This window comes from Yoonia sp., from assembly GCF_014859355.1.
GTDB lineage: Bacteria > Pseudomonadota > Alphaproteobacteria > Rhodobacterales > Rhodobacteraceae > Yoonia.
Genome location: NZ_JACUUJ010000016.1, coordinates 1 through 23,382, shown reverse-complemented (window position 1 = coordinate 23,382; position 23,382 = coordinate 1). Strand labels below are relative to the sequence as shown.

The following is a 23,382-nucleotide window of genomic DNA, read 5'->3' as shown; positions in this document are numbered from 1 at the left end:
GCTGACAAATAAACTACAATTTTCGAAGTGTCAGCGTCGTCCAGTCAACAATACTATCTGATTTGATAACATTGAACCCGTTTTTGCTATAAATGCGGGTAACCTCGTCAGCCTGTTCATTCAAGATCCCCGAGAGAATCACATATGCGCCCGGTGCGGCTGCATCCCCCATTTCAGGGGCAAGCCCGATCAGCGGGCCCTTTAGGATATTGGCAAATATCAAATCGAAGGGGGCCGCATCTGCCAGTTCCGGGGCGGCAAACCCTGCCGCCACGACACAATCAACCCGGCCAGCCAGCCCATTTGCTGCCACATTTGCTGTTGCAACTTCGACCGCAACCGGATCAATATCGCTGGCCAGCACCAGGTCAGGCAACACCTTGGCCGCCGCCATCGCCAGCACGGCTGTGCCGCAACCGATATCAACCACCTTGCCACCCGCAAACCCCGCATCAAGCAAGGCATCAAAGGCCCGCAGACAGCCCAACGTAGTGCCATGGTGACCGGTGCCAAAGGCCATGGCCGCGTCGATCAGCAAAGGCACGCAATCTGTCGGCACCTTGTCGGCGTCATGGCTCCCATAAACAAAAAACCGCCCCGCCGCGACGGGGGCCAGTTCACGTTGGACATGCGACACCCAATCCTGATCGGGAATTTCAGAAATTGTGAATGGCCGCGCATCATGCAAGGCCGACAACACCGCAAGCGCCCCCGCATCGGGGCGATCCATGAAATAACTTGCGACTTCCCACAGACCTGACCCGTCCTCGACCTCGAACGTGCCAACGCCGGTGGGTTCCGGGGTCAGGTCTTCGACGGCTTCTGCCAGTCTGCTGGCGGCGTCTTCGCCCATGATCGTGGTGATTGCGGAATATGTGGTCATGCCTGCGGCCTTTCGCGATATTGATCCGGGTTAGGGCCTGTCGCTGTCTGGGTCAAGCGCACCCGGATCTGTCTGCAAGGCCGTGCAAATGCTGTCTGCCCTTACTGCATAATCCGCCGGACAACAGTGGCACCCGTCAACCGCCAAAGACGCAATATCAACACGGACCGCAGCACGATGCGGGCAATTGGCACCTCTCATATCCGCAGCCGCGCGTCAAAGCAGATGGCCTGCCGCCCCAGCACCCACTGCAGCGGTTCCGGCAACAGCTGATGGATCGGCCACGATCAACAGACGCAACGGCGGACCGTCGCCGAACGTTCCGTACCGCGGGTCCGGCAATTTCAATGCAGTCGCACGCCCCTGCGACGCCTGCAAGACCCGCGCCGTCAGATCAAGGATCACCCGCGCTCAGACGCCCATACCAATCGGACAGGTCACGCCCGTGCCGCCGATCCCGCAATAGCCGGCGGGGTTCTTTGCCAGGTATTGCTGGTGATAATCTTCCGCGAAATAGAATGCTGGCGCGGTGACAATCTCGGTCGTGATTGCCCCGAATCCTGCCTCTGACAGCCGTGGTGCAAACCCAGCCATGGATGCCTTTGCCGCCACCTTTTGCGCATCTGTGTAGGTGTAAATCCCTGACCGATACTGTGTGCCGCGATCATTGCCTTGACGCATACCTTGGGTCGGATCATGCCCTTCCCAGAACACCTGCAAAAGCTGTTCGTAAGTGATGCTGGCCGGATCAAAAATCACGCGGACCACCTCGTTATGGCCGGTCTTGCCTGTGCATACCTCTTGATAGGTCGGGTTGGGCGTATATCCGCCGGCATAACCCACCATCGTGGACGTCACACCGTCCAGCTTCCAGAATATGCGTTCCACCCCCCAGAAACACCCCATGCCGAACATGGCCTGCGCCATGCCCTCGGGCACATCATTGGTCAGGGGCGTGCCAAAAACAAAATGCGTATGGGCTGTCGGAATGGCGTTGGCCCGGCCCGGCAGGGCGGCATCAGGGCTGACCATTTCAGTCTTTGTGCGGTTCATGAAAAACATCTGTTTGCCTCATTTCTGGATGCACTGTCAGATAGCGCGGTTCGGCGGCTTTGCTACTCTGCTGCGGAAAGCAAGCGGCCTTTGAAAACGGTCTCGTGGCCCGGGCCGGGATGGCGTGGAATCAATGCCGACAAACCCAACGAGACCAGCGCCATGACAGCGGCAAGCAAAAACACCATTCCCGGCGATGTCAGCCATACATAACCCAAAAGCGCTGGCAGAAACACCGCCGCAATATGGTTAATAGTAAAGGCCACAGCCGCCGTCGGTGCAATATCCTGCGGATCGGCGATTTTCTGAAAATAGGTCTTGATTGCCAGGGCAAGGCTGAAAAACAGATGGTTCACAACATATAAGACAGTTGCCAGCACAACGCCCCAGCCGAAATAATAGATGCCCCCATAAGCAAGAAACACGGAACAAAGCCCCGCATATTCAATAATCAGCGCGCGGCGTTCGCCAAAAACGGCCACCAGTTTGCCCAGCATCGGCGCCGCGACCATGTTGATGACAAGGGTAAACAGAAACAGCTGCGTGATCTCATCCACCTTGTAGCCAAAGCGTTCAACCATCATGAAACCTGCAAAAACCACGAAAATCTGCCGCCGCGCACCCGCCATGAATTGGAGTGCGTAATACAGCCAATACCGCCGGCGCAGCACAAAGGTTTTCAGTTGCGGATGCGGCGCTTCGAACTGCGGATAGGCCAGCAGGCAAAAGACAGCGACCAGCGCCGTGAACCCGCCCGAAAGCCAGTAAACAATGGAATAGGTCAGCCCCAGCCGTTCCCAACTTAGCACGATCAGCACATAAACGATGATCGTTGCCCCCGACCCTGCCGACAACAACCAGCCCAGCATTTGCGGTGCGCGGGTCTTGTTGATCCACTGCAATTGCAGCGATTGATTGACTGTTTCGTAATAATGAAACCCGATCGACGAAAGCATGGTGATTGTCAGGATCCCCCCCATCGACGGGAACTGCGCCGTCAGCGCCGTCGCCACCCCCAGCATGACCAGCGCGACCAGCCCCAGCACCTGTTCACGGATGAATATGATTAGGGCGATCACGCCTATGGCGAAAAACCCCGGGATTTCGCGGATCGAATGCAACAAGCCGATATCGCCGCCGTCAAAACCCGCCACCTCGATCACAAAGTTATTCAGCAAGGCCGACCACGTCGCAAAGGCAACCGGCATCGCCATTGCCATCAAGAACAACAAAGCGACGGGTCTGCGCCAGAATGGCAGTGTGTGGGCTTGATCAAGGCGGACAATCTTCATGCCACTGCATTACGCCCGTTTTTACACCTTGGCGAGAGGCACCAACACAGGCCGGATATTTGCATGTTTCAGGCAAACAACCTGCGGGTCAGATCGCCTGAACCGTTTGATCAATCGCGCCAAAGATAGACCGGCCATTGGAATCTTCCATCCAGATTCTTACCCGATCACCGGGTTGCAGAAAACGCGTCCGGGGCTTGCCGGTCTGGATCGTTTCGATCATGCGTTGTTCCGCGATGCAGGCATAGCCCGCCCCCCCCTGCGCCACCGGTTTTCCCGGCCCGCCGTCCTGCTTGTTTGACACTGTGCCCGACCCGATGATCGTGCCTGCTGCCAGATGCCGGGTTTTGGCGGCATGGGCGATCAACTGACCAAAATCAAAGGTCATATCGACGCCGGCATCAACCCGCCCAAAAGGCGCCCCGTTCAAATCGATCCGCAAGATGCCGTGCAACTTTCCATCGCGCCAGCCCGGCAGGTCATCAGGGGTGACGGCCACCGGCGAAAACGCGCAAGCCGGTTTGGATTGCACAAAGCCAAATCCTTTGGCCAGTTCGGCAGGGATCAGATTGCGCAGCGACACATCGTTGCACAGCATCACAAATCGGATCGCCGCCAGCGCCTCTTTGCGGGTTGCCCCCATGGGGACATTGTCAGTGATGACAGCAATCTCGCCTTCGAAATCAATGCCCCATTCGGGATCGCCCACAATCGGCGCTGCCGGCGAAAGAAAGCTGTCTGACCCGCCCTGATACATTAACGGATCATGCCAGAAACTGTCGGGCATCTGCGCCCCGCGCGCGCGGCGCACCAGTGCGACATGATTGACATAGGCAGAACCGTCCAGAAACTGAAAGGCGCGCGGCAAAGGTGACGCAGATGCCGCGGCACGAAATGGGGCGGCTGCGCCAACGGTATCAAGGCCGCCACCATCAAGCGCGCCTTGCAAGGATCGGGCGACACAAGGGGTTTGCTGGCCCAGATTGTCAGAAACCACCACAAGCCGTCCGTCAGGGCTGCCATCGTGAAGTGTTGCGACCTTCATTTTACCTCCGCTGTGCCATCAAATTTCTTGTCCAGATCGGCCCAGCAATCGATGTAATCGTCCTGCAAGGGCGCCTCTTGCGCGGCAAAACGGGTCAGGTGCTGCGGGAAGCGCGTTTCGAACATGAAAGACATCGTATCAGACAGTTTCTCGGGGCCCAGATCCGCGTTTGACGCTGCCTCAAACGCGGCGCGGTCCGGCCCATGGGGCAACATCATATTGTGCAGCGACATGCCACCGGGAACAAACCCCTTGGGCTTGGCGTCGTAAATCCCGTGGATATTGCCCATCAGTTCAGACATGACGTTTTTATGATACCATGGCGGGCGGAACGTGTTTTCGGCCACCATCCAGCGGTCGCGGAACAGCACAAAGTCGATATTGGCCGTGCCTTCAACGCCCGAAGGGGCGGTGAGCACGGTAAAAATCGACGGGTCGGGATGGTCGAACAGGACCGCCCCCACCGGGCAATAGCTGCGCAGGTCGTATTTGCAGGGCGCGTAATTCCCGTGCCATGCCACCACATCCAGCGGGCTGTGGCCGATGCGGGTTTCATGAAACTGGCCCGCCCATTTGATCGTGACGGTCGATGGCACCGCGCGGTCCTCGAACGCGGCCACGGGGGTTTTGAAATCACGCCGGTTGGCCATGCAATTCGCCCCGATCGGCCCGCGCCCTGGCAGATCGAACTTCTGACCATAGTTTTCACAGACAAAGCCGCGCGCCGGCCCCTCCAGCACCTCGACCCGGTAAACCAGACCGCGCGGCAAAATGGCAATTTCCTGTGGTTCCAGATCAATCACGCCCATTTCGGTGCAAAACCGCAACCGGCCTTCCTGTGGGACCACCAGCAATTCGCTGTCGGCGGAATAAAAATAGCTGTTCACCATGCTGGTTGTAACCAGATAGATATGCGCGGCCATGCCGACCTGCGTGTTCACATCGCCCGCTGTGGTCATCGTGCGCATCCCCGTCAACCACGTCAGCGGCTGGTCCGCATGCGGCACCGGATCCCAGCGATACTGGCCAAGGCTGATAACTTCAGGGTCGATATGGGGGGCCGATTTCCAGTAAGGCAGATCAATTTTGGCAAACCGGTGGGTATGCTTGACCGACGGGCGGATCCGATAACACCATGTGCGTTCGTTCTGGTGGCTGGGCGCGGTGAACGCCGTGCCGGACAGTTGTTCACCATAAAGGCCATAATTGCATTTCTGCGGGCTATTCATGCCCTGTGGCAGGGCACTTGGCAGAGCCTCTGTTTCGAAGTCATTACCAAAACCGGGCATATAGCCAGGTGTAGTGCCCACAGGTGTCGGCGCCGTTTGCAAGGTGCTTGGCTGCTTGTTCATGACAGGTTCCTCCGCTATCTGCGGGACGTATTAGTTGTTTTTGTAACTAACAAGGGGGAGTTTGCCGAATGCATAACGACGACAGCTTTGATTTGCAGGGGTTTCTGCCCTACTTGCTGGCGCAGGCAGCCGAAACCGCCAGCGCGGGCTTCCAGCGCCATTACAAGGACCGCTACGGAATGTTGCGCACCGAATGGCGGGTGCTGTTTCATCTGGGGCGCTATGGCCCCATGACCGCGAAAGACATTGGCGCACGTGCGCGGGTCCACAAGACCAAGATCAGCCGGGCGGTCGCCGCGCTGGAAACCAAGCGTTTTCTGACCCGCAATGTTGTGACAAGGGACCGGCGTCAGGCCAAACTGGACCTGACCAAGAACGGTCAGGCGGCGTTTGATGATCTGTATAAGGCGGCACAGGCTTTTGACGCGCAACTGATGGCGGGGTTTTCGCGGCAGGAAGGCGCGGCGTTGAAACGCTGCCTGGCAGCGCTGGCCGCACAATAAAGCCACCCCGGGCAAGTATGCATTTTTTTTCAAATCCAGATTTCAGGACCTGTTGACACAAGGTCGCAGCGCGCCTAACTACGCAATGTTATCACTCGACCTTACTGAGTGCTAACATGAAGGAAACACGAACTGGAGAAGTTCTGAAATGGCATTTAAACCACTTCACGACCGCGTATTGGTCCGTCGCATCGAAGGCGATGAAAAAACACAAGGTGGTCTGATCATTCCTGACAGCGCCAAAGAAAAACCCGCCGAAGGCGAAATCGTCAGCGTCGGCGAAGGTGCCCGCAAGGACAGCGGCGAGCTGATCGAAATGGCTGTAAAGCCGGGCGACAAAGTGCTGTTTGGCAAATGGTCCGGCACAGAAGTCAAGATCGACGGTGAAGACCTGCTGATCATGAAAGAAAGCGACATCCTGGGGATCCTGTAATCCCTGCGGTTATGCGCAACTTTCAATCATATTTCTAATGCAAGGAGCACATGAAAATGGCTGCTAAAGACGTCAAATTCGATACCGATGCACGCAATCGCATGCTCAAAGGTGTCAACATCCTCGCCAATGCGGTGAAGGTTACACTTGGCCCCAAAGGCCGCAACGTGGTGCTGGAAAAATCCTTCGGCGCACCACGCATAACCAAAGACGGTGTTTCTGTCGCCAAAGAGATCGAGCTTGAAGACAAGTTCGAAAACATGGGCGCGCAGATGGTCAAGGAAGTTGCCCAGCGCACCAATGACGAAGCTGGCGACGGCACCACGACGGCCACTGTGCTGGCCCAAGCGATCATCAAGGAAGGCATGAAATCTGTTGCCGCCGGGATGAACCCGATGGATCTCAAGCGCGGGATCGACATGGCCACGGCCAAAGTCGTCGAAGCGATCAAGGCCGCAGCACGGCCCGTATCCGACAGCGACGAAGTCGCACAGGTCGGCACCATTTCCGCCAACGGTGAATCCGATATCGGCCGCCAGATCGCCGACGCGATGCAAAAAGTCGGCAACGAAGGTGTGATCACCGTCGAGGAAAACAAAGGTCTGGAAACAGAAACCGATGTCGTCGAAGGCATGCAGTTCGACCGCGGTTATTTGTCGCCCTACTTTGTCACCAACACCGAAAAGATGACGACAGAGCTGGAAGACGCCATCATCCTGCTGCACGAAAAGAAACTTTCGTCGTTGCAGCCAATGGTGCCCCTGCTTGAATCGGTCATCCAGTCCGGCAAGCCCCTGCTGATCATCGCCGAAGACGTTGAAGGCGAAGCACTGGCAACCTTGGTCGTGAACAAACTGCGTGGCGGCCTGAAAATCGCTGCTGTCAAGGCACCCGGTTTTGGCGACCGTCGCAAAGCCATGCTGCAGGACATCGCCATTCTGACCGGTGGTCAGGTGATTTCCGAAGATCTGGGCATGAAGCTGGAAAACGTCACCATCGACATGCTGGGTTCCGCCAAGCGCGTTTCGATCACGAAAGACGAAACAACCATCGTTGATGGCGCCGGTGACAAGGCTGAAATCGAAGCACGGGTCAGCCAGATCCGCGGCCAGATCGAAGAAACCACATCCGACTATGACCGCGAAAAACTGCAAGAGCGCGTGGCCAAACTGGCCGGTGGTGTTGCCGTAATCCGCGTGGGCGGCATGTCGGAAATCGAAGTGAAAGAACGCAAAGACCGCGTTGACGATGCCCTGAACGCGACACGTGCCGCCGTTCAGGAAGGTATCGTCGTGGGTGGTGGTGTTGCACTTGTCCAGGCTGGTAAAGTGCTGGAAGGCCTCGAAGGTGCGAACAACGACCAGAACGTCGGGATCGCCATCGTGCGCAAGGCACTGGAGGCACCGCTGCGCCAGATCGCTGAAAACTCGGGTGTTGACGGGTCCGTTGTGGCGGGCAAGATCCGTGAATCCAACGACAAGGCTTTCGGGTTCAACGCACAGACCGAAGAATATGGCGACATGTTCAAGTTTGGCGTGATCGACCCGGCCAAGGTTGTGCGCACTGCACTGCAAGACGCAGCATCTGTTGCTGGCCTGCTGATCACAACCGAAGCCATGGTTGCCGACAAACCCGCCAAGGAAGGTGCAGGCGCCGGCGGCGGCATGCCCGACATGGGCGGCATGGGCGGCATGATGTAAGATGCGGCTTGGGCCGTAGGCCCAAACGCGTCACGCAGGTGGCAGGTATTTGCTTGCAAATACCTGCCACCTGCAAGGCATCACCCAAAACAATAAAGGGCGTCCCAACCGGGTCGCCCTTTTTTATTGCGCTGCCCCTCCCGCGCGCCTAGCGTCATCTGCATGATCACACTGCAAACACCCGAATTTTCCCGTGACATGCAGTCAGGCGAAGAAGATGCGGTTGACGCCTTGCTGCGCAGCGCCTTTCCCAGCCCGGTCATGTCGCTTTTGGTTCACAAACTGCGCAAGTCACGCGGTATTGCCGGTGAAACCGTGCTGCCGATGAGGGGCCGCGTCGTGGGATATTATGCGCTGTCGCACATGGTGCAGCCACGGGGGTGGCTGGCGTTGGCAACGGTGGCCATCCATCCCGAGATGCAACAGCGCGGATACGGCAAGCGGATGATGGGGGTGCTGACCGAATGGGCAAGGCTGACAAACACCCCCGTCGTGGTTGTGGGTGAGCCTGCCTTTTTTGCCAAGTCGGGTTTCTCGGTCGCGGATAAAGCATGGCCGCAATCACCCTGCCCGCCCGAACATCTGATGGTTGCGGGTCTGGGCACGCAGTCCCCGGCAGTAGACTTGGTGTTTCCAGCGGCATTCAAGGGGCTTTAAGGTGTGAAACCGTTCTTGCTGATCGCACTGACGATGTCCGCCTTTGCGTCAAATTCAGTTTTGAACCGGATCGGAAACGCCCATAACGGGATGGATCCCATGACATTTGCCGCCATCCGTGTCGCGGCGGGGGCCGCGATGCTGTGGGCGCTGGTGCTGCCCGGCACAGTCGCTGGCCTCGCGCAAGTCAGCGTGCCAGTCATTTCAGTCGCGGCAGGGATGCTTTTGTTGCACGAGCGACTGACGTTACGTTTATTGATTGCCGGCGCATTTGTTTTAACGGGGATCGGCGTGTCACTGCTAACGGGCCGCTAAATTTTTTACCGCCCTGGGCTTTCGTTGCACGGCGGGCATGTTACTTTTGCAGCATGAAGCATATATTCGCCGTTCTTTTCACACTTTGGGGGACCACAGCCATGTCGCAGGAATGTGTGGTCCTTCTGCACGGGCTTGCCCGCACCGAAGTTTCGTTTGCCCCCATGCAGATCGCTCTTGAAAACGAAGGCTATAAGGTCGTGAACCGTGGATACCCCTCTACCAGCGCCACGATTCAAACCTTGGTTGACGAACATCTGCCCGAAGATGTTGCCGCCTGCGGCAAGGCCAAGGTGCATTTTGTGACGCATTCCATGGGCGGGATCCTTGCGCGTTTGTGGCTGACGAACAATCGCCCTGCGGATATGGGGCGCGTGGTGATGCTGGGGCCACCCAACCGCGGGTCGGAACTGGTTGACATTTTTGGTGATTTCGAACCTTTTCAATGGGTCAACGGCCCCGCCGGTTTGCAGCTTGGCACGGACGAAGACAGCATCACAAGAACCCTGGGGCTGCCTGCATATGAGGTTGGGATCATCGCGGGCACACGGTCATTGAACCCTTTTTATTCCGCCCTGATCGACGGGCCTGACGATGGCAAGGTTTCTGTCGCCTCGACCCGGATGGAAGGCATGAAGGATCATATCATGCTGCCCGTCACGCATACATTCATGATGAACAACCCGCTGGTGATGGCAGAAGTCATTGCGTTCTTGCGCGACGGTCGTTTTGATCCAACGCTTAGTCTGGGCGATGTGATTTTCGGCAATGACTGATCGGCCAAAGGCGGCGCGGTTTTTTCAACCTTGCACCTTGTGGCTGGCGTGCGCCTGCGGCTGGAATATTAAAGCGTGGACGCAGAACAAGACCAGGACATCGGCGCGGCAACATACACCGCTTTTGCCCCAACACATTACGCCCGTTTCACGATCCGATTGACATGCCCCATCTTGCGGCCCGGTTTCACACCAGATTTACCATACAAATGAATGGCTGCACCCGTTTTTGCCAAGTCTGGCACCCGGTTGACATCTTCGCCGATCAGGTTCTCCATCACCACATCCGCATGGCGCATCCCGTCGCCCAATGGCCAGCCAGCGATGGCGCGGATATGCTGTTCAAACTGGCAGATGATACAGCCATTCTGCGTCCAATGGCCGGAATTATGAACGCGGGGCGCAAATTCGTTCACGATCAGGCCCTGCGGTGTGACGAAAAGCTCGACCCCCATCACACCGACATAATCCAGCGCATTCAGGATTTTCGCTGCGATCAGCACAGCATCGGTCCGCAGGGCCGGTGTTAGCCGTGCAGGCACGGTGGTTGTGCGCAAAATACCGGCTTCATGCAGGTTTTCGCCAGGATCGTAACAGGCCACCGAACCGTCAGTGGCGCGCGCGCCAATCACCGAGACTTCGTGGCTGAAATCAATGAACCCTTCAAGGATCGCCGGCGCGCCCTCTATATCGGCCAGCGCCGCAGCAGCATCATCCGGCCCCATGATCCGTGCCTGCCCTTTGCCGTCATAACCCATGCGCCGGGTTTTCAGAATGGCAGGTGTCCCGATACGGGCAATCGCCGCTGTCAGGTCAGCCATCGCGGCAATATCCGCAAAGGGCGCGGTTTGCAGGCCCAAGCGTTGCAAAAATGTTTTTTCTGTCAACCTGTCCTGACTGGTGGCCAGCGCCTGCCGACCCGGATGGATCGGCGCCAGTGCCTCGAGCAGGTCCAGCGCGCTGGTCGGGATGTTTTCAAATTCATAGGTGATCACATCAACCGACCGGCCAAAGGCGGTCAGCGCGGCGGCGTCATCATAGCTGGCGGTTGTCACCCGATGCGCCACATCAGCGGCTGGCGGGTTTGCACCGGGTTCAAAGATATGCGTTCTGAGCCCCAACCGGGATGCGGCAACCGACAGCATGCGCCCCAATTGGCCACCGCCCAAAATACCGATGGTTGCCCCGACGTGCAATGGATCAGTCATCGTGCGGTTCTTCCGGTATTGCGGCAGACAGGTCGTGACGCCATGCATCCAGCCGTGCGGCCAGTTCTGCATCTTGCAGGGCTAGAATTCCCGCTGCCATCAGCCCGGCATTGGCCGCCCCCGCCGCCCCGATCGCCATGGTCGCGACCGGAAATCCGCGCGGCATTTGTACGATGGAATAAAGACTGTCAACGCCCGACAGCGCCTTGGTCTGCACAGGCACACCAATCACAGGCACGCGCGTTTTCGATGCCATCATGCCCGGCAAATGCGCGGCCCCGCCAGCGCCTGCAATAATCACCTGCAATCCCCGGCCCACGGCCTGCTTGCCATAGTCCCACAGCCGGTCAGGCGTGCGATGCGCCGAGACGATTTTCGCCTCGTAGGGGATGCCAAGCTGATCAAGAATTTCAGACGCTTCGCGCATGGTAGGCCAGTCTGACTGGCTGCCCATGATAATGCCGACCAAAGGCTGGGTCATAAGGGTGTCGTCCCGCAACAAATTGAAGCCGCACTATAGCCAAGCGCAACAAGTCTGCAACGGGCGATCACGCGATGATATCGGGGAAAATCCGGTCTTCCAGACGGAAAATCTGATCCTTTAGAGCGAGTTTCTGTTTCTTGAGCCGCTTGAGCGTCAGCATGTCCGCCGATCCGCGCGCGTGCAGCGCGTCGATAGCTTCATCCAGATCGCGGTGTTGCCGTTTGAGAACCTCCAGTTCGACGCGCAACACGTCGGTTTCTTCCATTGATTCCCATTTATTCACGATACGCCAACCCGTTTCAAAGGATGTTACTAATGCACTGTATACCGGTAAGTGGGCAACTTCCTAATACTTACTCTTGATCAAGGCCCCCCGCCCCCCCATATCTTTGACAGGACGGTCGCCGCAATCGGGGCCGCACTGGCAGTCGCTTAAGAAAAAGGGCATGTCTGATGACGAAACTTGCTTTGGGGACGCATCCGTTCCTTCTGGGCTTTGAACAGCTGGAAAGGCTGGTCGAACGCACCGCGAAAAGCGGGAATGATGGCTATCCGCCGTATAATATCGAACAGACGTCTGAAAACGCCTATCGGATAACGCTGGCCGTGGCCGGTTTTTCACAAAGTGACCTGGCCATCACGGTCGAGGATAATTCGCTGGTCATTCGCGGGCGTCAGGCTGACGACAGCGAAGGCCGGATTTTCCTGCACCGCGGCATCGCCGCACGGCAGTTTCAACGGTCATTCGTGTTGGCTGACGGGGTGGAAGTTGGTGAAGCGGTGATGGAAAACGGATTGTTGCACGTTGATCTGACACGCGCCGTGCAAGACACGATCGTGCAGACAATCAAGATAAAAAAAGGGTAAGCCATGAACGCAAAATTTGATCTTAAAGATCTGGATCGCAGTATCGTCTATGTGAAACCGGTTGCCGTTGCCGATCTGCCGGACGACATGCAAGAACAGGTCGGCGATCTGAAAACGCTGTTCGCTGTGCATAATATCGAAGGCGAACAATTGGCGCTGGTCGCCAACCGAAAACTAGCGTTTCATCTTGCGCGCGAAAACGACATGCAGCCGGTCACAGTCCATTAACCAAGATAAGCGGCCCGCGTCGGCGGGCCATTGCTGCCAGCGCACCGGATCAAGCCCGGATCAACCCCATGCTTTCCAGTTTCAGAATGACCTGATGGGCGCAGGTATCGACCGCGACATTTTCGGTGTTCAGCCGCAATTCTGGCTTTTCCGGAACGTCGTAAGGATCTGAAATACCTGTAAATTCCTTGATCTTGCCTTCACGGGCCAATTTATACAGCCCCTTGCGGTCGCGCCGTTCGCATTCTTCGATCGACGTGGCGACATGCACCTCTAGGAACGCACCGAATTGTTCGATGTCTTCGCGCACCGCGCGCCGGGTCGTGGCATAGGGCGCGATGGGTGCACAGATCGCGATACCGCCGTTCTTGGTGATTTCCGACGCGACATAGCCGATGCGGCGAATGTTCAGGTCGCGGTGTTCCTTGGAAAAGCCCAGTTCGGATGACAGGTTCTTGCGCACGATATCGCCATCCAGCAAGGTCACGGGACGGCCACCCATTTCCATCAGCTTGACCATCAGCGCGTTGGCGATGGTCGATTTGCCTGACCCCGAAAAGCCTGTGAAGAATACGGTAAAGCCTTGGCTGGCGCGGGGTGGGCGACTTTTGCGCAACTCTTCAACCACTTGCGGAAAGGAAAACCATTCGGGAATATCCAGACCTTCGGCCAGACGGCGGCGCAATTCAGTGCCCGAGATGTCAAGAATCGTCACTTTATCCTTGTCGTGGATTTCATCCGCCGGTTCATATTGCGCACGGTCCTGCACATAGACCATCTGTTTGAAATCAACCATTTCGATGCCCATTTCATCCTGATGGGCGCGGAACAGATCCTGCGCGTCATAGGGGCCATAGAAATCCTGACCGGCGGAATTTTTGCCGGGGCCCGCGTGGTCGCGGCCGACGATGAAATGGGTGCAGCCGTGGTTCTTGCGGATCAGGCCGTGCCATACCGCCTCGCGCGGGCCGGCCATGCGCATGGCAAGGTTCAGCAGGCTCATCGTGGTGGTCGATGATGGGTATTGATCCAGCACCGCCTCGTAACAGCGCACGCGGGTGAAATGGTCGATATCGCCGGGCTTGGTCATGCCGACGACGGGGTGAATCAGCAGGTTCGCCTGCGCCTCGCGGGCGGCACGGAATGTCAGTTCCTGATGCGCGCGGTGCAGCGGGTTGCGGGTTTGAAAGGCCACAACCTTGCGCCATCCCAGTTTGCGAAACAGGCTGCGCAATTCGTTCGGCGTATCGCGCCGCGCACGGAAATCGTAATGCACCGGCTGCTGGATACCCGTCACCGGCCCACCCAGATAGACTTTACCGGCCGTATTATGCAGGTAATTCACCGCCGGATGCGCGCTATCGTCTGCGCCGAACACCTTTTCAGCCTCGTGCGCCTTTTTGGGCACCCATTTATCGGTGACGGTCATCGTGGCAAGGATCACACCTTCTTGGTCACGCAGGGCAATATCCTGCCCTGGCTGCACCTTTTCGGCAAAAGATTCAGACACATCCAGCGTGATGGGCATGGGCCACAGCGCGCCATCGGCAAGGCGCATGTTTTCAACGACACCGTTATAATCAGCCTCGCTCAGAAACCCCTTGAGCGGGCTGAACCCGCCGTTCATGAGCAGTTCAAGGTCACAAATCTGGCGCGGCGTCAGGTCGTGGCTGACCAGATCCCCGGCTGACACTTTCAGCTTTTGGGCACTGTCATAGGAAACAAACAGTTCGGGGATCGGTGCAAGGTCCTGCGTCATATGAAAACTCTTAAGAAATTGGGATGTTCTGCGGCGGGGCATAGCCCCCCCTATTGGCGCATGTCCAGCGCAGTCAGGTCAGAAAGGACGGATATTCGCGCCCTGTTGCAGACAACGGAACAGTAGACAATCAGCCAGCCATGGGGTGGAATGAACAGGTTCGCCTGCACACCCACAGCTTGCTGGCAACGCGGGTCAATCACCCTGTTCGGCCAGATACTTTTCCGCATCCAGCGCCGCCATGCAGCCCATGCCGGCCGATGTCACCGCCTGGCGATAAATGTGATCAGTCAGATCGCCTGCGGCAAAGACACCCGGAATCGCCGTGCGGGTCGTGCCCGGCGCAACCTTGACGTAACCGCCGTTGTGCAGTTCCAACTGGTCCTTGACCAGTTCGGACGCAGGCGCGTGGCCGATGGCAATGAACACGCCCTTGGCAGGGATATCGGTGATTTCGCCGGTTTTCGTATGCTTGACCCGGATACCTTCCACACCCAACGGGCTGTCGGTACCGTAAATTTCATCAACCTCATGAAACCAAAGCGTTTCGATTTTTGGGTTCTTTTGTAGCCGGTCTTGCAGGATTTTTTCCGCGCGCAATTCATCGCGGCGATGGATCAACGTGACTTTGCTGGCAAAATTGGTCAGGAAAAGCGCTTCTTCCACGGCGGTGTTGCCGCCACCGACAACAACAATTTCCTGACCCCGATAAAAAAATCCGTCGCATGTCGCACAGGCGCTGACGCCGAACCCCTTGAACTTGTCCTCGGTCGGCAGGCCCAGCCATTTGGCGCGCGCGCCCGTGGCCAGAATGACCGCATCGGCGGTATAAACCGTGCCGCTGTCAGATTTCGCCGTAAAGGGCCGGTTTTGCAGATCCAGCTCTGTAATGATATCGCTGACGATATCGCAACCCATCGCGCGGGCGTGTGCTTCCATCCGAACCATCAGGTCGGGGCCTTGGACCTCGGTATCGCCGGGCCAGTTTTCTACTTCTGTTGTGGTGGTCAGCTGGCCGCCCGGTTCGATCCCCTGCACCAGCACGGGGTTCAGCATTGCACGGGCCGCATAGACGCCCGCGGTGTACCCCGCGGGGCCGGAACCGATGATCAAAACGGGGGAATGGCGGGTCTGGGACATGGCAGCCTCTTATCTAGGGTCGGCGTTGATATAGCGTTGCAGGCCAACAGTTGAAAGTCCGCGCATGACAGCAAAGCAAAGTTATTATGTTGCGCAATCACGAAAGATAATTGCGCACCCTCGCGCCATTGAGTAGTATTCGGAAAAAGAGCTGGAGTGGCAAATGCCCGGAACGAAACTGGACGAAATCGACCGCATGATTTTGGCCGAATTGCAGGCCGATGGCCGGATGACCAATGTCGAACTGGCCAAACGTGTTGGCATCTCGGCACCGCCCTGCCTGCGCCGGGTGCGCACGCTGGAAGAACAGGGGTATATCCTTGGCTATCATGCCGATGTCAACGCCCGCGAACTTGGATTCGAGGTGCAGGTTTTTGCGATGGTCGGTCTTGTCAGTCAGGCTGAAGTGGACCTGAGCGCCTTTGAAAAACGCTGTCAGGGCTGGTCGCTTGTGCGCGAATGTCACATGCTGAACGGTGAGGTCGATTTCATCCTGAAATGCGTGGCGCCGGATCTGCGTAGTTTTCAACGGTTTTTGACCGAAGAACTGACCAGCGCCGATAATGTCGCAAGCGTCAAGACATCGTTGGTGATCCGCGGCGCCAAGGACGAACCGGGTGTGCCATTTGACGTATTGGAAAGCCGTCTGGCACAAAAACCCTGATCAAGCGCGCGTGCCGGTGTTGATTTGCATCAACGTGAAACCTTGCCCTATTGTGCAAGGGTGTTGCGTAGCAGATCACGAAAAGGCGGAGCGACCCCATGGGCTATAAAATCATCGCAACCATCCTGACTGGCATGAACACAGCCAAGGATGCATTGGACGCCGCGATCAAGCTGGCGGAAGATACAGATGCGCATCTGGACATTCACGTAATCACCATCAACCAAAGCAGTCTTGCCTATGACCTAAGCGGTATGTCAACGCCAGTGGTCGCTGCCCAAACGCGGGACGCAATCGAAGAACGAGAGCAACTTGAAGATTGGGTCCAGACCCGGATGCAGGGCGAAGTTGTGCGCTGGTCGATGCAGGCCGCAATGGTGCAGTCATTAGTGCTGGGCAATTATTTGGCCGAAAAACTGCGGTTCAGTGATCTGGTTGTTCTGGGACGCCCCTATCAGGATGATCTGGAACTGGCCGGTCTGGTCGAAAATTGCATGTTCATTGCGGGGTGTCCGGTCTTGATGATTCCCAAAGGTGCAGGCGCACCTGCAATGGGCGGGAACGTGGTGCTGGGCTGGAACGACGGGACAGAGGCGCTGTCGGCCACCCGTGCTGCCCTGCCGTTCTTGCGCCGCGCAGCAGAAACCGACATCTGCATCATTGACCCACCGACACAAGGCCATGATCAATCTGACCCCGGCAGTGGTATGGCGCAATTCCTCACGCGGCATGGCGCAACGCCGGTCATCAAACTGATTGCCAAGACCGAAGGCAACGTTGCCGACACCCTGTTGCGCTGCGCGCGCGATAGTGGCGCCGCGCTGATCGTATCCGGGGCATACGGCCATTCGCGCCTGCGCGAGGCCGTCTTTGGCGGCACCACCCGCAGCCTGCTTGAAAATGCAGAAGTGCCGATTTTGATGGCGCGGTAGAAAGGCAAACAGCCAAGTTCACACAGTTCTGCAGCGGTGGTACGGCATCTCAGCCAAATGCGTGTGATCTTAACTTGTATTCAACCTTGGTTTGTGCTCCGATAACCTCGGCGGCGGCGCGCATCTGGTATCGAGGGCCATGCATTTCTTTTCTTTTCTGTTGAATGGCCTTTTGATTTCTTTCGTGCCGGTCGTCCGTTTGCTTTGGGATCACCCTAATCGCGATCTTGCCCTGTCGGGTTTGGCCGGTGTGATTTATGCAGTGTTTGGCGCGGCACTGATCCTTTTTGCACTCCGGCCTTTTCTAAGAAGGCTGCGCGGCAAAGATCAAAGCCTGGAAGCCGCACATCCTATCCTTGTTGATGGATCAAACGTCATGCATTGGGGCGGTGCGCCCAATATCTTTGTGCTGATTGACGTGCTGAAAGATTTGAAAATGCAAGGATATACCCCACTGGTCTATTTTGACGCAAATGTGGGCTATAAGCTGTTTGATCGCTATGCAAATGGCCGCTTCATGGCGCAGCAACTGATGTTGCCGCACTGGCAGGTCAACGTCGTGCCAAGCGGCACGATCGCAGATGAAACCCTGTTGGAAAAGGGCACCAAATACGGGATAAAGATCGTCACGAATGACCGGTTCCTGGACTGGCAGAACAGGTTTCCACGCGTCAATGATCATGGTTTCCTGATCAAAGGGCGCTGGACGCAGGGGGCAATCCTTTGGCGGTTTCCGCAAGATCTGGCCTTGCCTGTCGCGGCCTGACGGATCGGGGCTCCCAGACCAAATTAACCCGGTTATTTGCGTGCCCCACCATAGCGGCTTTTGCCGCCACGCATTCCGCCACGTCCGCCGGTGCTGCGGCCTGACGCCTTTTGCGCATCATCGACAGCCTTGTCCACTGCCTGTTGCCGCGCCAGCGGGTCGTCAGCGATGGCCATTTCGACCGCCTCCAACCGCTTGAGTTCATCGCGCAGGCGCGCGGCCTCTTCGAATTCCAGGTTTTCAGCGGCCTTGCGCATATCGGTGCGGATGCCTTCGATCACAGTCTGGATATTGCCGCCTGCCCGGCCCTTATCCACTTTGGCGGTGACGCGATTCATGTCCACGTCGCCCTTGTAAAGACCGGCCAGAATATCCTCGACGTTCTTTTTCACCGTCGTGGGGGTGATGCCGTGTTTTTCGTTATAGGCCAGTTGTTTGACGCGGCGGCGTTCGGTTTCCTTCATTGCGCGGTCCATGCTGCCGGTGATCCGGTCGGCATACATGATCACGCGGCCTTCGGCATTGCGCGCAGCCCGGCCAATTGTCTGCACCAGCGATGTTTCAGATCGCAAGAACCCTTCCTTATCCGCATCAAGGATCGCCACCAGCCCGCATTCGGGAATATCCAACCCCTCGCGCAGCAGGTTGATGCCGATCAGTACATCGAATGCCCCCAACCGCAGGTCGCGCAAAATTTCGATCCGTTCGATCGTGTCAATATCGCTGTGCATATAACGCACGCGGATACCCTGTTCGTGCATGTATTCTGTCAAATCCTCGGCCATTCGCTTGGTCAATGTGGTGACAAGCGTGCGAAAACCATCAGCGGCGACGCGGCGCACCTCGTCCAGCAGGTCATCGACCTGCATGTCTACGGGCCTGATTTCGATTTGCGGGTCGATCAGGCCGGTGGGGCGGATGATCTGTTCGGTAAAGACACCACCGGTCTGTTCCAGTTCCCATGCCGCTGGCGTGGCAGAAACAAACACCGACTGCGGGCGCATCGCATCCCATTCCTCAAACTTCAACGGTCGGTTGTCCATGCAAGACGGCAGGCGGAAGCCATGTTCGGCCAGCGTGAATTTGCGCCGGTAGTCGCCTTTATACATGCCACCAATCTGCGGCACACTGACATGGCTTTCATCTGCGAAAACAATCGCATTATCGGGGATGAATTCAAACAACGTGGGCGGGGGTTCGCCGGGCGCGCGCCCCGTCAGATAACGGGAATAGTTTTCGATCCCGTTGCAGACGCCTGTGGCTTCCAGCATCTCCAGATCGAAGTTGGTGCGTTGTTCCAGCCGCTGCGCCTCAAGCAGCTTGCCATCGGCGACAAGCTGGTCCAGCCGCATCCGCAGCTCTTTCTTGATCCCTTGAATCGCCTGCTGCATCGTCGGTTTTGGGGTCACGTAATGCGAATTGGCATAAACCCGAATTTTGTCAAAACTGTTTGTCTTGGTGCCGGTCAGCGGATCAAATTCCGTGATCGCCTCTAACTCCTCACCAAAGAACGACAATTTCCAAGCGCGATCATCAAGGTGGGCCGGCCAGATTTCAAGGCTGTCACCACGCACACGAAAGGTGCCGCGTTGGAACGCCTGATCATTACGGCGGTATTGCTGAGCGATCAGGTCAGCGATGATCTGACGCGGGTCATAGGATTGACCTACAAGGATATCCTGCGTCATCGCGCCATAGGTTTCGACCGACCCGATACCGTAGATGCAAGAAACCGAGGCGACGATGATCACATCATCACGTTCCAGCAGCGCGCGGGTCGCCGCATGGCGCATCCGGTCGATCTGTTCATTGATCTGGGATTCTTTCTCGATATAGGTATCGGACCGGGCGACATAGGCTTCGGGCTGATAATAGTCATAATAACTCACAAAATATTCGACCGCATTGTCGGGGAAAAATCCCTTGAATTCGCCGTAAAGCTGCGCGGCAAGTGTCTTGTTTGGTGCCAGAATTATCGCGGGGCGTTGGGTTTCTTCGATCATCTTGGCCATGGTAAAGGTCTTGCCGGTGCCTGTCGCCCCAAGTAACACCTGATCACGTTCGCCACGCATGATCCCAGCGCTGAGTTCCTTGATCGCAGTTGGTTGATCGCCAGCTGGTGAAAATTCGGTTTTCAGCACGAATTTCTTGCCGCCTTCCAGCTTTTCGCGGGACTTGACGTCAGGGGACGGGTTGGCAAGATAAACGGTCGGATCCTGCTGAGCGGCTGTTGCGTCGGACACGTGGCAAGGCTCCATATTTTTGTCTCTTAGATGTGTTCCTTTCGCCAGGTTTTTCAACCCGCCTATTGGCTATGTTTCTGTTTTGTACATCAGGCGGCCACCCGTGCACCCCTGCTTCGCCCGCTTGCGTTGGTTGTAAAACCTTCCACGGTTTTGCCCAATGCCGCCGCCTGCCTGCGCAGCGATTGGCTGGCCGCATCCGCGCTTTCCACCATGCCCGCATTCTGCTGGGTCACCTTGTCAAGCTGACTCACACCGATATTTATCTCGGCCAGACCGCGCGATTGCTCTGTCGCCGCATTGGCCATGCTGGAAGTCAGACTGGCAATTTCCGTGACACGCGCTGTAATTGACGTCAGCGCATCACCGGTTTTGCCAACCAGTTTCACACCGCGCGCCACATGTTGTGAACTGCCGCCGATCAAGGTCTTTATCTCTTGGGCTGCCTCGGACGAACGTTGGGCCAGGGCGCGCACCTCGGATGCGACGACGGCAAATCCGCGACCGGCTTCGCCCGCCCGGGCCGCTTCGACACCGGCATTCAGGGCCAAAAGATTGGTCTGAAAGGCAATGTCGTCAATGACCGAGATGATCGTTGAAATCTGTGTTGAAGACCCTTCGATTTGAGACATGGCCGCAACAGTCTGGGCGACGATTGTGGCACTTTCAATCGCCTGGGTTTGTGCGTCATGCACAATCCCTTCCACCTCTCGGGCGCTATCAGCGGCTGCCCTTACACCACTGGTCAGTTGATCCAGTGCCGCGGCAGTTTCTTCCAGTGTCGCCGCCTGATTTTCCGTCCGCCGGGACAGATCACTTGAATGGCCACCGATTTCGTCCGACTCTTTCCGGATGATTTCCGCGTTTTGCACAATCGTCAGCACCGCATCATGCAAGGTGTGCACGGTATTGTTGAAATCCACGCTAAGCTGCTGGTAACGGGTCGAAAAATCCTGTGATATCTGTGCCGTAAGGTCCCCGGCGGCAAGGGATTGCAATCCACTTGTCAGCGCAGCAATGACGTTTTGCTGTTCTACATGATCCTCCGCGGCCCGGTCCGAGACCAGCTTGGCCTCGGCCAGCCCCAACCGCATCTGATCCAGATTGCGTGCAAGACGCCCAATTTCATCTGGCCGCCCTGCCCCAGCGATCGGCACGCCATAATCGCCATTCGCGACGGATTGAACAGCAACCTCAAGACAACGTAAGGGATGGCCCAGAATGCGCTGCAACAGGAAAATCGAAAGCCCCAGCATGGCTGAAAGAGACACTGCAGAAATAATCAATGTACGTATTTTTTCCTGTGCAAGCCTGGACAGGACCGGCGCAGCGGTCCAACCAACGGCAAGCACACCGACAGTCTCATCCGTGGCGCCAAAGCTGACGGGAATCGCAATATCCAATCCATCCGTGCCAGATCGCGGCATGTCGTCCCGCAATGTAGCACGGGCGACTTGGACAAGCTGCGCAACATCACCGCCGGGACGGGCAAGTTCAGACAAAACGTTCCCTTGCAACGACAACACAATTGCCGCGTGCGCCCGCCCATCCGAACCGTCCAGCAATTGCGCCAACAGTCTGTTAATTTCTTCCGTTTTCTGAAACCGGATGGCGCCACCCATCGCCCTGGCCGCATTCACCGTGTTGGTGGTGCCAAGATCAATGATGCTTTCCCGTGCTATTTTCTCGCTCACACTGAAATTTTGCACACTGACCAGCGTGGCGACCACCACTGTTGTCACTGCGGTGATCCACAGGCATTTTGCATAGACAGATTGGCCGAAAATGCGACGCATCGCACCAGAGTTGAAGAAAGACATGGGCTCCCCCGTTGCGTGATTTGATTAAAAAAGTGCCTCGGCGTTCAGCCCGATGGTCATCGCGCCAAGAAGGTCGCCAGTCTGGGGGTCGCTGATGCTGATAGACACCTGGGCAAGGTAACTATGTGTGGATTCGTCAAATTCGACCTCTGCGATATGTGTGGCGCCGGCACCGACTTCATAGGTTTGGGTGAACTTTTCTTCGTCACCTTGCCACATATCCGATGTCACGGACGACACCGCGACGTTCAGTCCAACCTGATCCATAATGAAAATTTCGGAAATGACGCCATTCGATGCATCAACTTGGTCACGCAGGAAATCCGCAGCATCATTTGTCAAAACAGGGGTGATTGTCGGGGTATCGGACATCCCGATCTCTGCCTGCCAGGCCAAGTCCAAGGCGTTGATGCTGACAAGGTCATATTCAGCAGTTTTCGCATTCGCGGCGCGCAACGCATCCAGGATGACAGGATTGGTGGCCCATTGGCTGATATTCGTATCCAGGTACCCCTGAAGCGCGGGGGTAAATTCATCCGCCAGCGCGGCCTGACAGGCAAACAGCATGGCGAGGGTTGTGACACTTTGCTTGATCATGATCTTTTGTTCCCAACTTCTAATCAAAAGCCAAAATGAGGCTTGTGACATGCACCATAGACCCACTAACTTGACGCTTAATTAATGCGTCCTCTTTTTTTCGAATTGCCCCACCTTGCCAAGCATCCCCGAATTCGAAATAAATCACACGCAAGGAGAACCAGCATGCGCGCACGTATCTACAGACCCGCCCGAACCGCGATGTCCTCAGGCATGGCCAAAACCCATGATTGGGTCTTGGAACATGTTGCGGAAAGTGCACGCGAAGTTGACCCATTGATGGGCTGGACATCGTCATCCGACACGCAGGCACAGGTGCGTTTGCGGTTCGAAACAAAAGATGCCGCGCTGAATTATGCCCGCGAACACGGAATTGACGCCGTCGTGCAGGAACCACAGCGGCGCAAACCGAATATTCGCCCCGGCGGATACGGAGAGAATTTCGCAACCCAACGCCGCGGTGCCTGGACACACTAGAGTTCTGGCCTGCGTCGCCTGCCTGCATGCCAGCGAACAAGCGCACGGTCCCATAGCTCAACTGGATAGAGCAGCTGACTTCTAATCAGCAGGTTCGGGGTTCGAGTCCTCGTGGGATCACCAATTTTTCGATGTATTGTGCGTGGCGCACATGCTTGCACCCAGCCGAAGCATCCCCATATACCGTT

At 56.9% G+C, this 23,382-nt stretch carries 25 protein-coding genes and 1 tRNA gene; 13 read left to right on the top strand and 13 right to left on the bottom strand.

Translation table 11 applies throughout. From position 1 onward, the window contains the following. Positions 1-13 precede the first annotated feature (13 nt). The 5 genes from IBX59_RS07670 to hmgA all read right to left on the bottom strand — a co-directional run bounded on the left by IBX59_RS07670 (position 14) and on the right by hmgA (position 5,625). The gene (locus tag IBX59_RS07670) at positions 14-883 is read right to left on the bottom strand and encodes a 50S ribosomal protein L11 methyltransferase (RefSeq protein ID WP_296374112.1); all 870 of its coding nucleotides are present in this window, start codon (positions 881-883) and stop codon (positions 14-16) included. Between the two features lie 411 nt (positions 884-1,294). Further along, positions 1,295-1,945 carry a peptide-methionine (S)-S-oxide reductase MsrA gene (msrA, locus tag IBX59_RS07665; RefSeq protein ID WP_296374110.1) on the bottom strand — a complete coding sequence of 217 codons (651 nt, stop codon included), beginning with the start codon at positions 1,943-1,945 and terminating at the stop codon, positions 1,295-1,297. A 53-nt stretch (positions 1,946-1,998) separates the two neighbouring features. Next, positions 1,999-3,228, bottom strand: coding sequence for an MFS transporter (locus IBX59_RS07660; RefSeq protein ID WP_296374108.1), 1,230 nt, complete (start codon positions 3,226-3,228; stop codon positions 1,999-2,001). 88 nt (positions 3,229-3,316) lie between these two features. Further along, positions 3,317-4,273, bottom strand: coding sequence for a fumarylacetoacetate hydrolase family protein (locus tag IBX59_RS07655; RefSeq protein WP_296374104.1), 957 nt, complete (start codon positions 4,271-4,273; stop codon positions 3,317-3,319). Next, entirely contained in the window at positions 4,270-5,625 is a 1,356-nt protein-coding gene (gene hmgA, locus IBX59_RS07650; RefSeq protein ID WP_296374102.1) for a homogentisate 1,2-dioxygenase, read from the bottom strand. Before hmgA ends, IBX59_RS07655 begins: the two co-directional genes overlap by 4 nt. A gap of 68 nt (positions 5,626-5,693) precedes the next feature. Between hmgA and IBX59_RS07645 the strand changes: the two genes are divergently transcribed. The 6 genes from IBX59_RS07645 (at position 5,694) to IBX59_RS07620 (ending at position 10,009) form a co-directional block, all read left to right on the top strand. Beyond that, positions 5,694-6,128, top strand: coding sequence for a MarR family winged helix-turn-helix transcriptional regulator (locus IBX59_RS07645; protein ID WP_296374100.1), 435 nt, complete (start codon positions 5,694-5,696; stop codon positions 6,126-6,128). A gap of 148 nt (positions 6,129-6,276) precedes the next feature. Beyond that, positions 6,277-6,561: a co-chaperone GroES gene (locus tag IBX59_RS07640; protein ID WP_296374099.1), complete on the top strand. Its 285-nt coding sequence runs from the start codon at positions 6,277-6,279 to the stop codon at positions 6,559-6,561. 56 nt (positions 6,562-6,617) lie between these two features. Further along, positions 6,618-8,261 carry a chaperonin GroEL gene (groL, locus tag IBX59_RS07635; RefSeq protein WP_296374097.1) on the top strand — a complete coding sequence of 548 codons (1,644 nt, stop codon included), beginning with the start codon at positions 6,618-6,620 and terminating at the stop codon, positions 8,259-8,261. 162 nt (positions 8,262-8,423) lie between these two features. After that, positions 8,424-8,918 carry a GNAT family N-acetyltransferase gene (locus tag IBX59_RS07630; protein ID WP_296374095.1) on the top strand — a complete coding sequence of 165 codons (495 nt, stop codon included), beginning with the start codon at positions 8,424-8,426 and terminating at the stop codon, positions 8,916-8,918. Between the two features lie 3 nt (positions 8,919-8,921). Then, positions 8,922-9,233 carry a hypothetical protein gene (locus IBX59_RS07625; protein ID WP_296374093.1) on the top strand — a complete coding sequence of 104 codons (312 nt, stop codon included), beginning with the start codon at positions 8,922-8,924 and terminating at the stop codon, positions 9,231-9,233. Between the two features lie 53 nt (positions 9,234-9,286). Further along, positions 9,287-10,009: an alpha/beta fold hydrolase gene (locus IBX59_RS07620; protein WP_296374091.1), complete on the top strand. Its 723-nt coding sequence runs from the start codon at positions 9,287-9,289 to the stop codon at positions 10,007-10,009. 137 nt (positions 10,010-10,146) lie between these two features. Here the strand turns inward: IBX59_RS07620 and IBX59_RS07615 are convergent, their stop codons facing one another. The 3 genes from IBX59_RS07615 to IBX59_RS07605 all read right to left on the bottom strand — a co-directional run bounded on the left by IBX59_RS07615 (position 10,147) and on the right by IBX59_RS07605 (position 11,966). Next, complete coding sequence (locus IBX59_RS07615) at positions 10,147-11,217, bottom strand: 5-(carboxyamino)imidazole ribonucleotide synthase (RefSeq protein ID WP_296374089.1); 1,071 nt, start codon at positions 11,215-11,217, stop codon at positions 10,147-10,149. After that, the gene (purE, locus tag IBX59_RS07610) at positions 11,210-11,698 is read right to left on the bottom strand and encodes a 5-(carboxyamino)imidazole ribonucleotide mutase (RefSeq protein WP_296374087.1); all 489 of its coding nucleotides are present in this window, start codon (positions 11,696-11,698) and stop codon (positions 11,210-11,212) included. The genes IBX59_RS07615 and purE overlap by 8 nt, the downstream gene beginning before the upstream one ends. Positions 11,699-11,765: 67 nt before the next feature. Next, positions 11,766-11,966 carry a DUF465 domain-containing protein gene (locus tag IBX59_RS07605; protein ID WP_296374085.1) on the bottom strand — a complete coding sequence of 67 codons (201 nt, stop codon included), beginning with the start codon at positions 11,964-11,966 and terminating at the stop codon, positions 11,766-11,768. 188 nt (positions 11,967-12,154) lie between these two features. On the opposite strand from IBX59_RS07605, the gene IBX59_RS07600 reads away from it, so the two are divergent. Together IBX59_RS07600 and IBX59_RS07595 are read left to right on the top strand one after the other, a co-directional pair. Next, positions 12,155-12,568 carry an Hsp20 family protein gene (locus tag IBX59_RS07600; protein ID WP_296374083.1) on the top strand — a complete coding sequence of 138 codons (414 nt, stop codon included), beginning with the start codon at positions 12,155-12,157 and terminating at the stop codon, positions 12,566-12,568. A 3-nt stretch (positions 12,569-12,571) separates the two neighbouring features. Further along, positions 12,572-12,796 (top strand): DUF1150 family protein, encoded by a 225-nt coding sequence (locus tag IBX59_RS07595; protein WP_296374081.1) that lies wholly within the window; start codon positions 12,572-12,574, stop codon positions 12,794-12,796. A gap of 49 nt (positions 12,797-12,845) precedes the next feature. Here IBX59_RS07595 and IBX59_RS07590 read toward each other — a convergent pair whose 3' ends face one another. Together IBX59_RS07590 and trxB are read right to left on the bottom strand one after the other, a co-directional pair. Further along, positions 12,846-14,555, bottom strand: a complete 1,710-nt coding sequence (locus tag IBX59_RS07590) for a bifunctional sulfate adenylyltransferase/adenylylsulfate kinase (RefSeq protein ID WP_296374079.1) — start codon at positions 14,553-14,555, stop codon at positions 12,846-12,848. A gap of 195 nt (positions 14,556-14,750) precedes the next feature. Beyond that, positions 14,751-15,695, bottom strand: coding sequence for a thioredoxin-disulfide reductase (gene trxB / locus IBX59_RS07585; protein ID WP_296374077.1), 945 nt, complete (start codon positions 15,693-15,695; stop codon positions 14,751-14,753). A 163-nt stretch (positions 15,696-15,858) separates the two neighbouring features. Between trxB and IBX59_RS07580 the strand changes: the two genes are divergently transcribed. The 3 genes from IBX59_RS07580 (at position 15,859) to IBX59_RS07570 (ending at position 18,057) form a co-directional block, all read left to right on the top strand. Beyond that, positions 15,859-16,359 (top strand): Lrp/AsnC family transcriptional regulator, encoded by a 501-nt coding sequence (locus tag IBX59_RS07580; protein ID WP_296374076.1) that lies wholly within the window; start codon positions 15,859-15,861, stop codon positions 16,357-16,359. 98 nt (positions 16,360-16,457) lie between these two features. Next, complete coding sequence (locus IBX59_RS07575) at positions 16,458-17,291, top strand: universal stress protein (protein ID WP_296374074.1); 834 nt, start codon at positions 16,458-16,460, stop codon at positions 17,289-17,291. A 139-nt stretch (positions 17,292-17,430) separates the two neighbouring features. Beyond that, complete coding sequence (locus tag IBX59_RS07570; RefSeq protein ID WP_296374072.1) at positions 17,431-18,057, top strand: hypothetical protein; 627 nt, start codon at positions 17,431-17,433, stop codon at positions 18,055-18,057. Between the two features lie 32 nt (positions 18,058-18,089). On the opposite strand, the gene uvrB is transcribed toward IBX59_RS07570, so the two are convergent. From uvrB to IBX59_RS07555, 3 genes are all read right to left on the bottom strand, one after another. After that, on the bottom strand, positions 18,090-20,315 hold the full coding sequence (gene uvrB / locus IBX59_RS07565; RefSeq protein WP_296374070.1) for an excinuclease ABC subunit UvrB: 2,226 nt from the start codon (positions 20,313-20,315) through the stop codon (positions 18,090-18,092). 74 nt (positions 20,316-20,389) lie between these two features. Beyond that, complete coding sequence (locus tag IBX59_RS07560) at positions 20,390-22,120, bottom strand: methyl-accepting chemotaxis protein (protein WP_296374068.1); 1,731 nt, start codon at positions 22,118-22,120, stop codon at positions 20,390-20,392. 24 nt (positions 22,121-22,144) lie between these two features. Further along, positions 22,145-22,717, bottom strand: coding sequence for a hypothetical protein (locus IBX59_RS07555; protein WP_296374065.1), 573 nt, complete (start codon positions 22,715-22,717; stop codon positions 22,145-22,147). Positions 22,718-22,882: 165 nt separating this feature from the next. Between IBX59_RS07555 and IBX59_RS07550 the strand changes: the two genes are divergently transcribed. Together IBX59_RS07550 and IBX59_RS07545 are read left to right on the top strand one after the other, a co-directional pair. Continuing rightward, positions 22,883-23,194 (top strand): ETC complex I subunit, encoded by a 312-nt coding sequence (locus IBX59_RS07550; RefSeq protein ID WP_296374064.1) that lies wholly within the window; start codon positions 22,883-22,885, stop codon positions 23,192-23,194. 46 nt (positions 23,195-23,240) lie between these two features. Further along, positions 23,241-23,317: transfer RNA gene (locus tag IBX59_RS07545), tRNA-Arg, on the top strand. Positions 23,318-23,382: the final 65 nt, after the last annotated feature.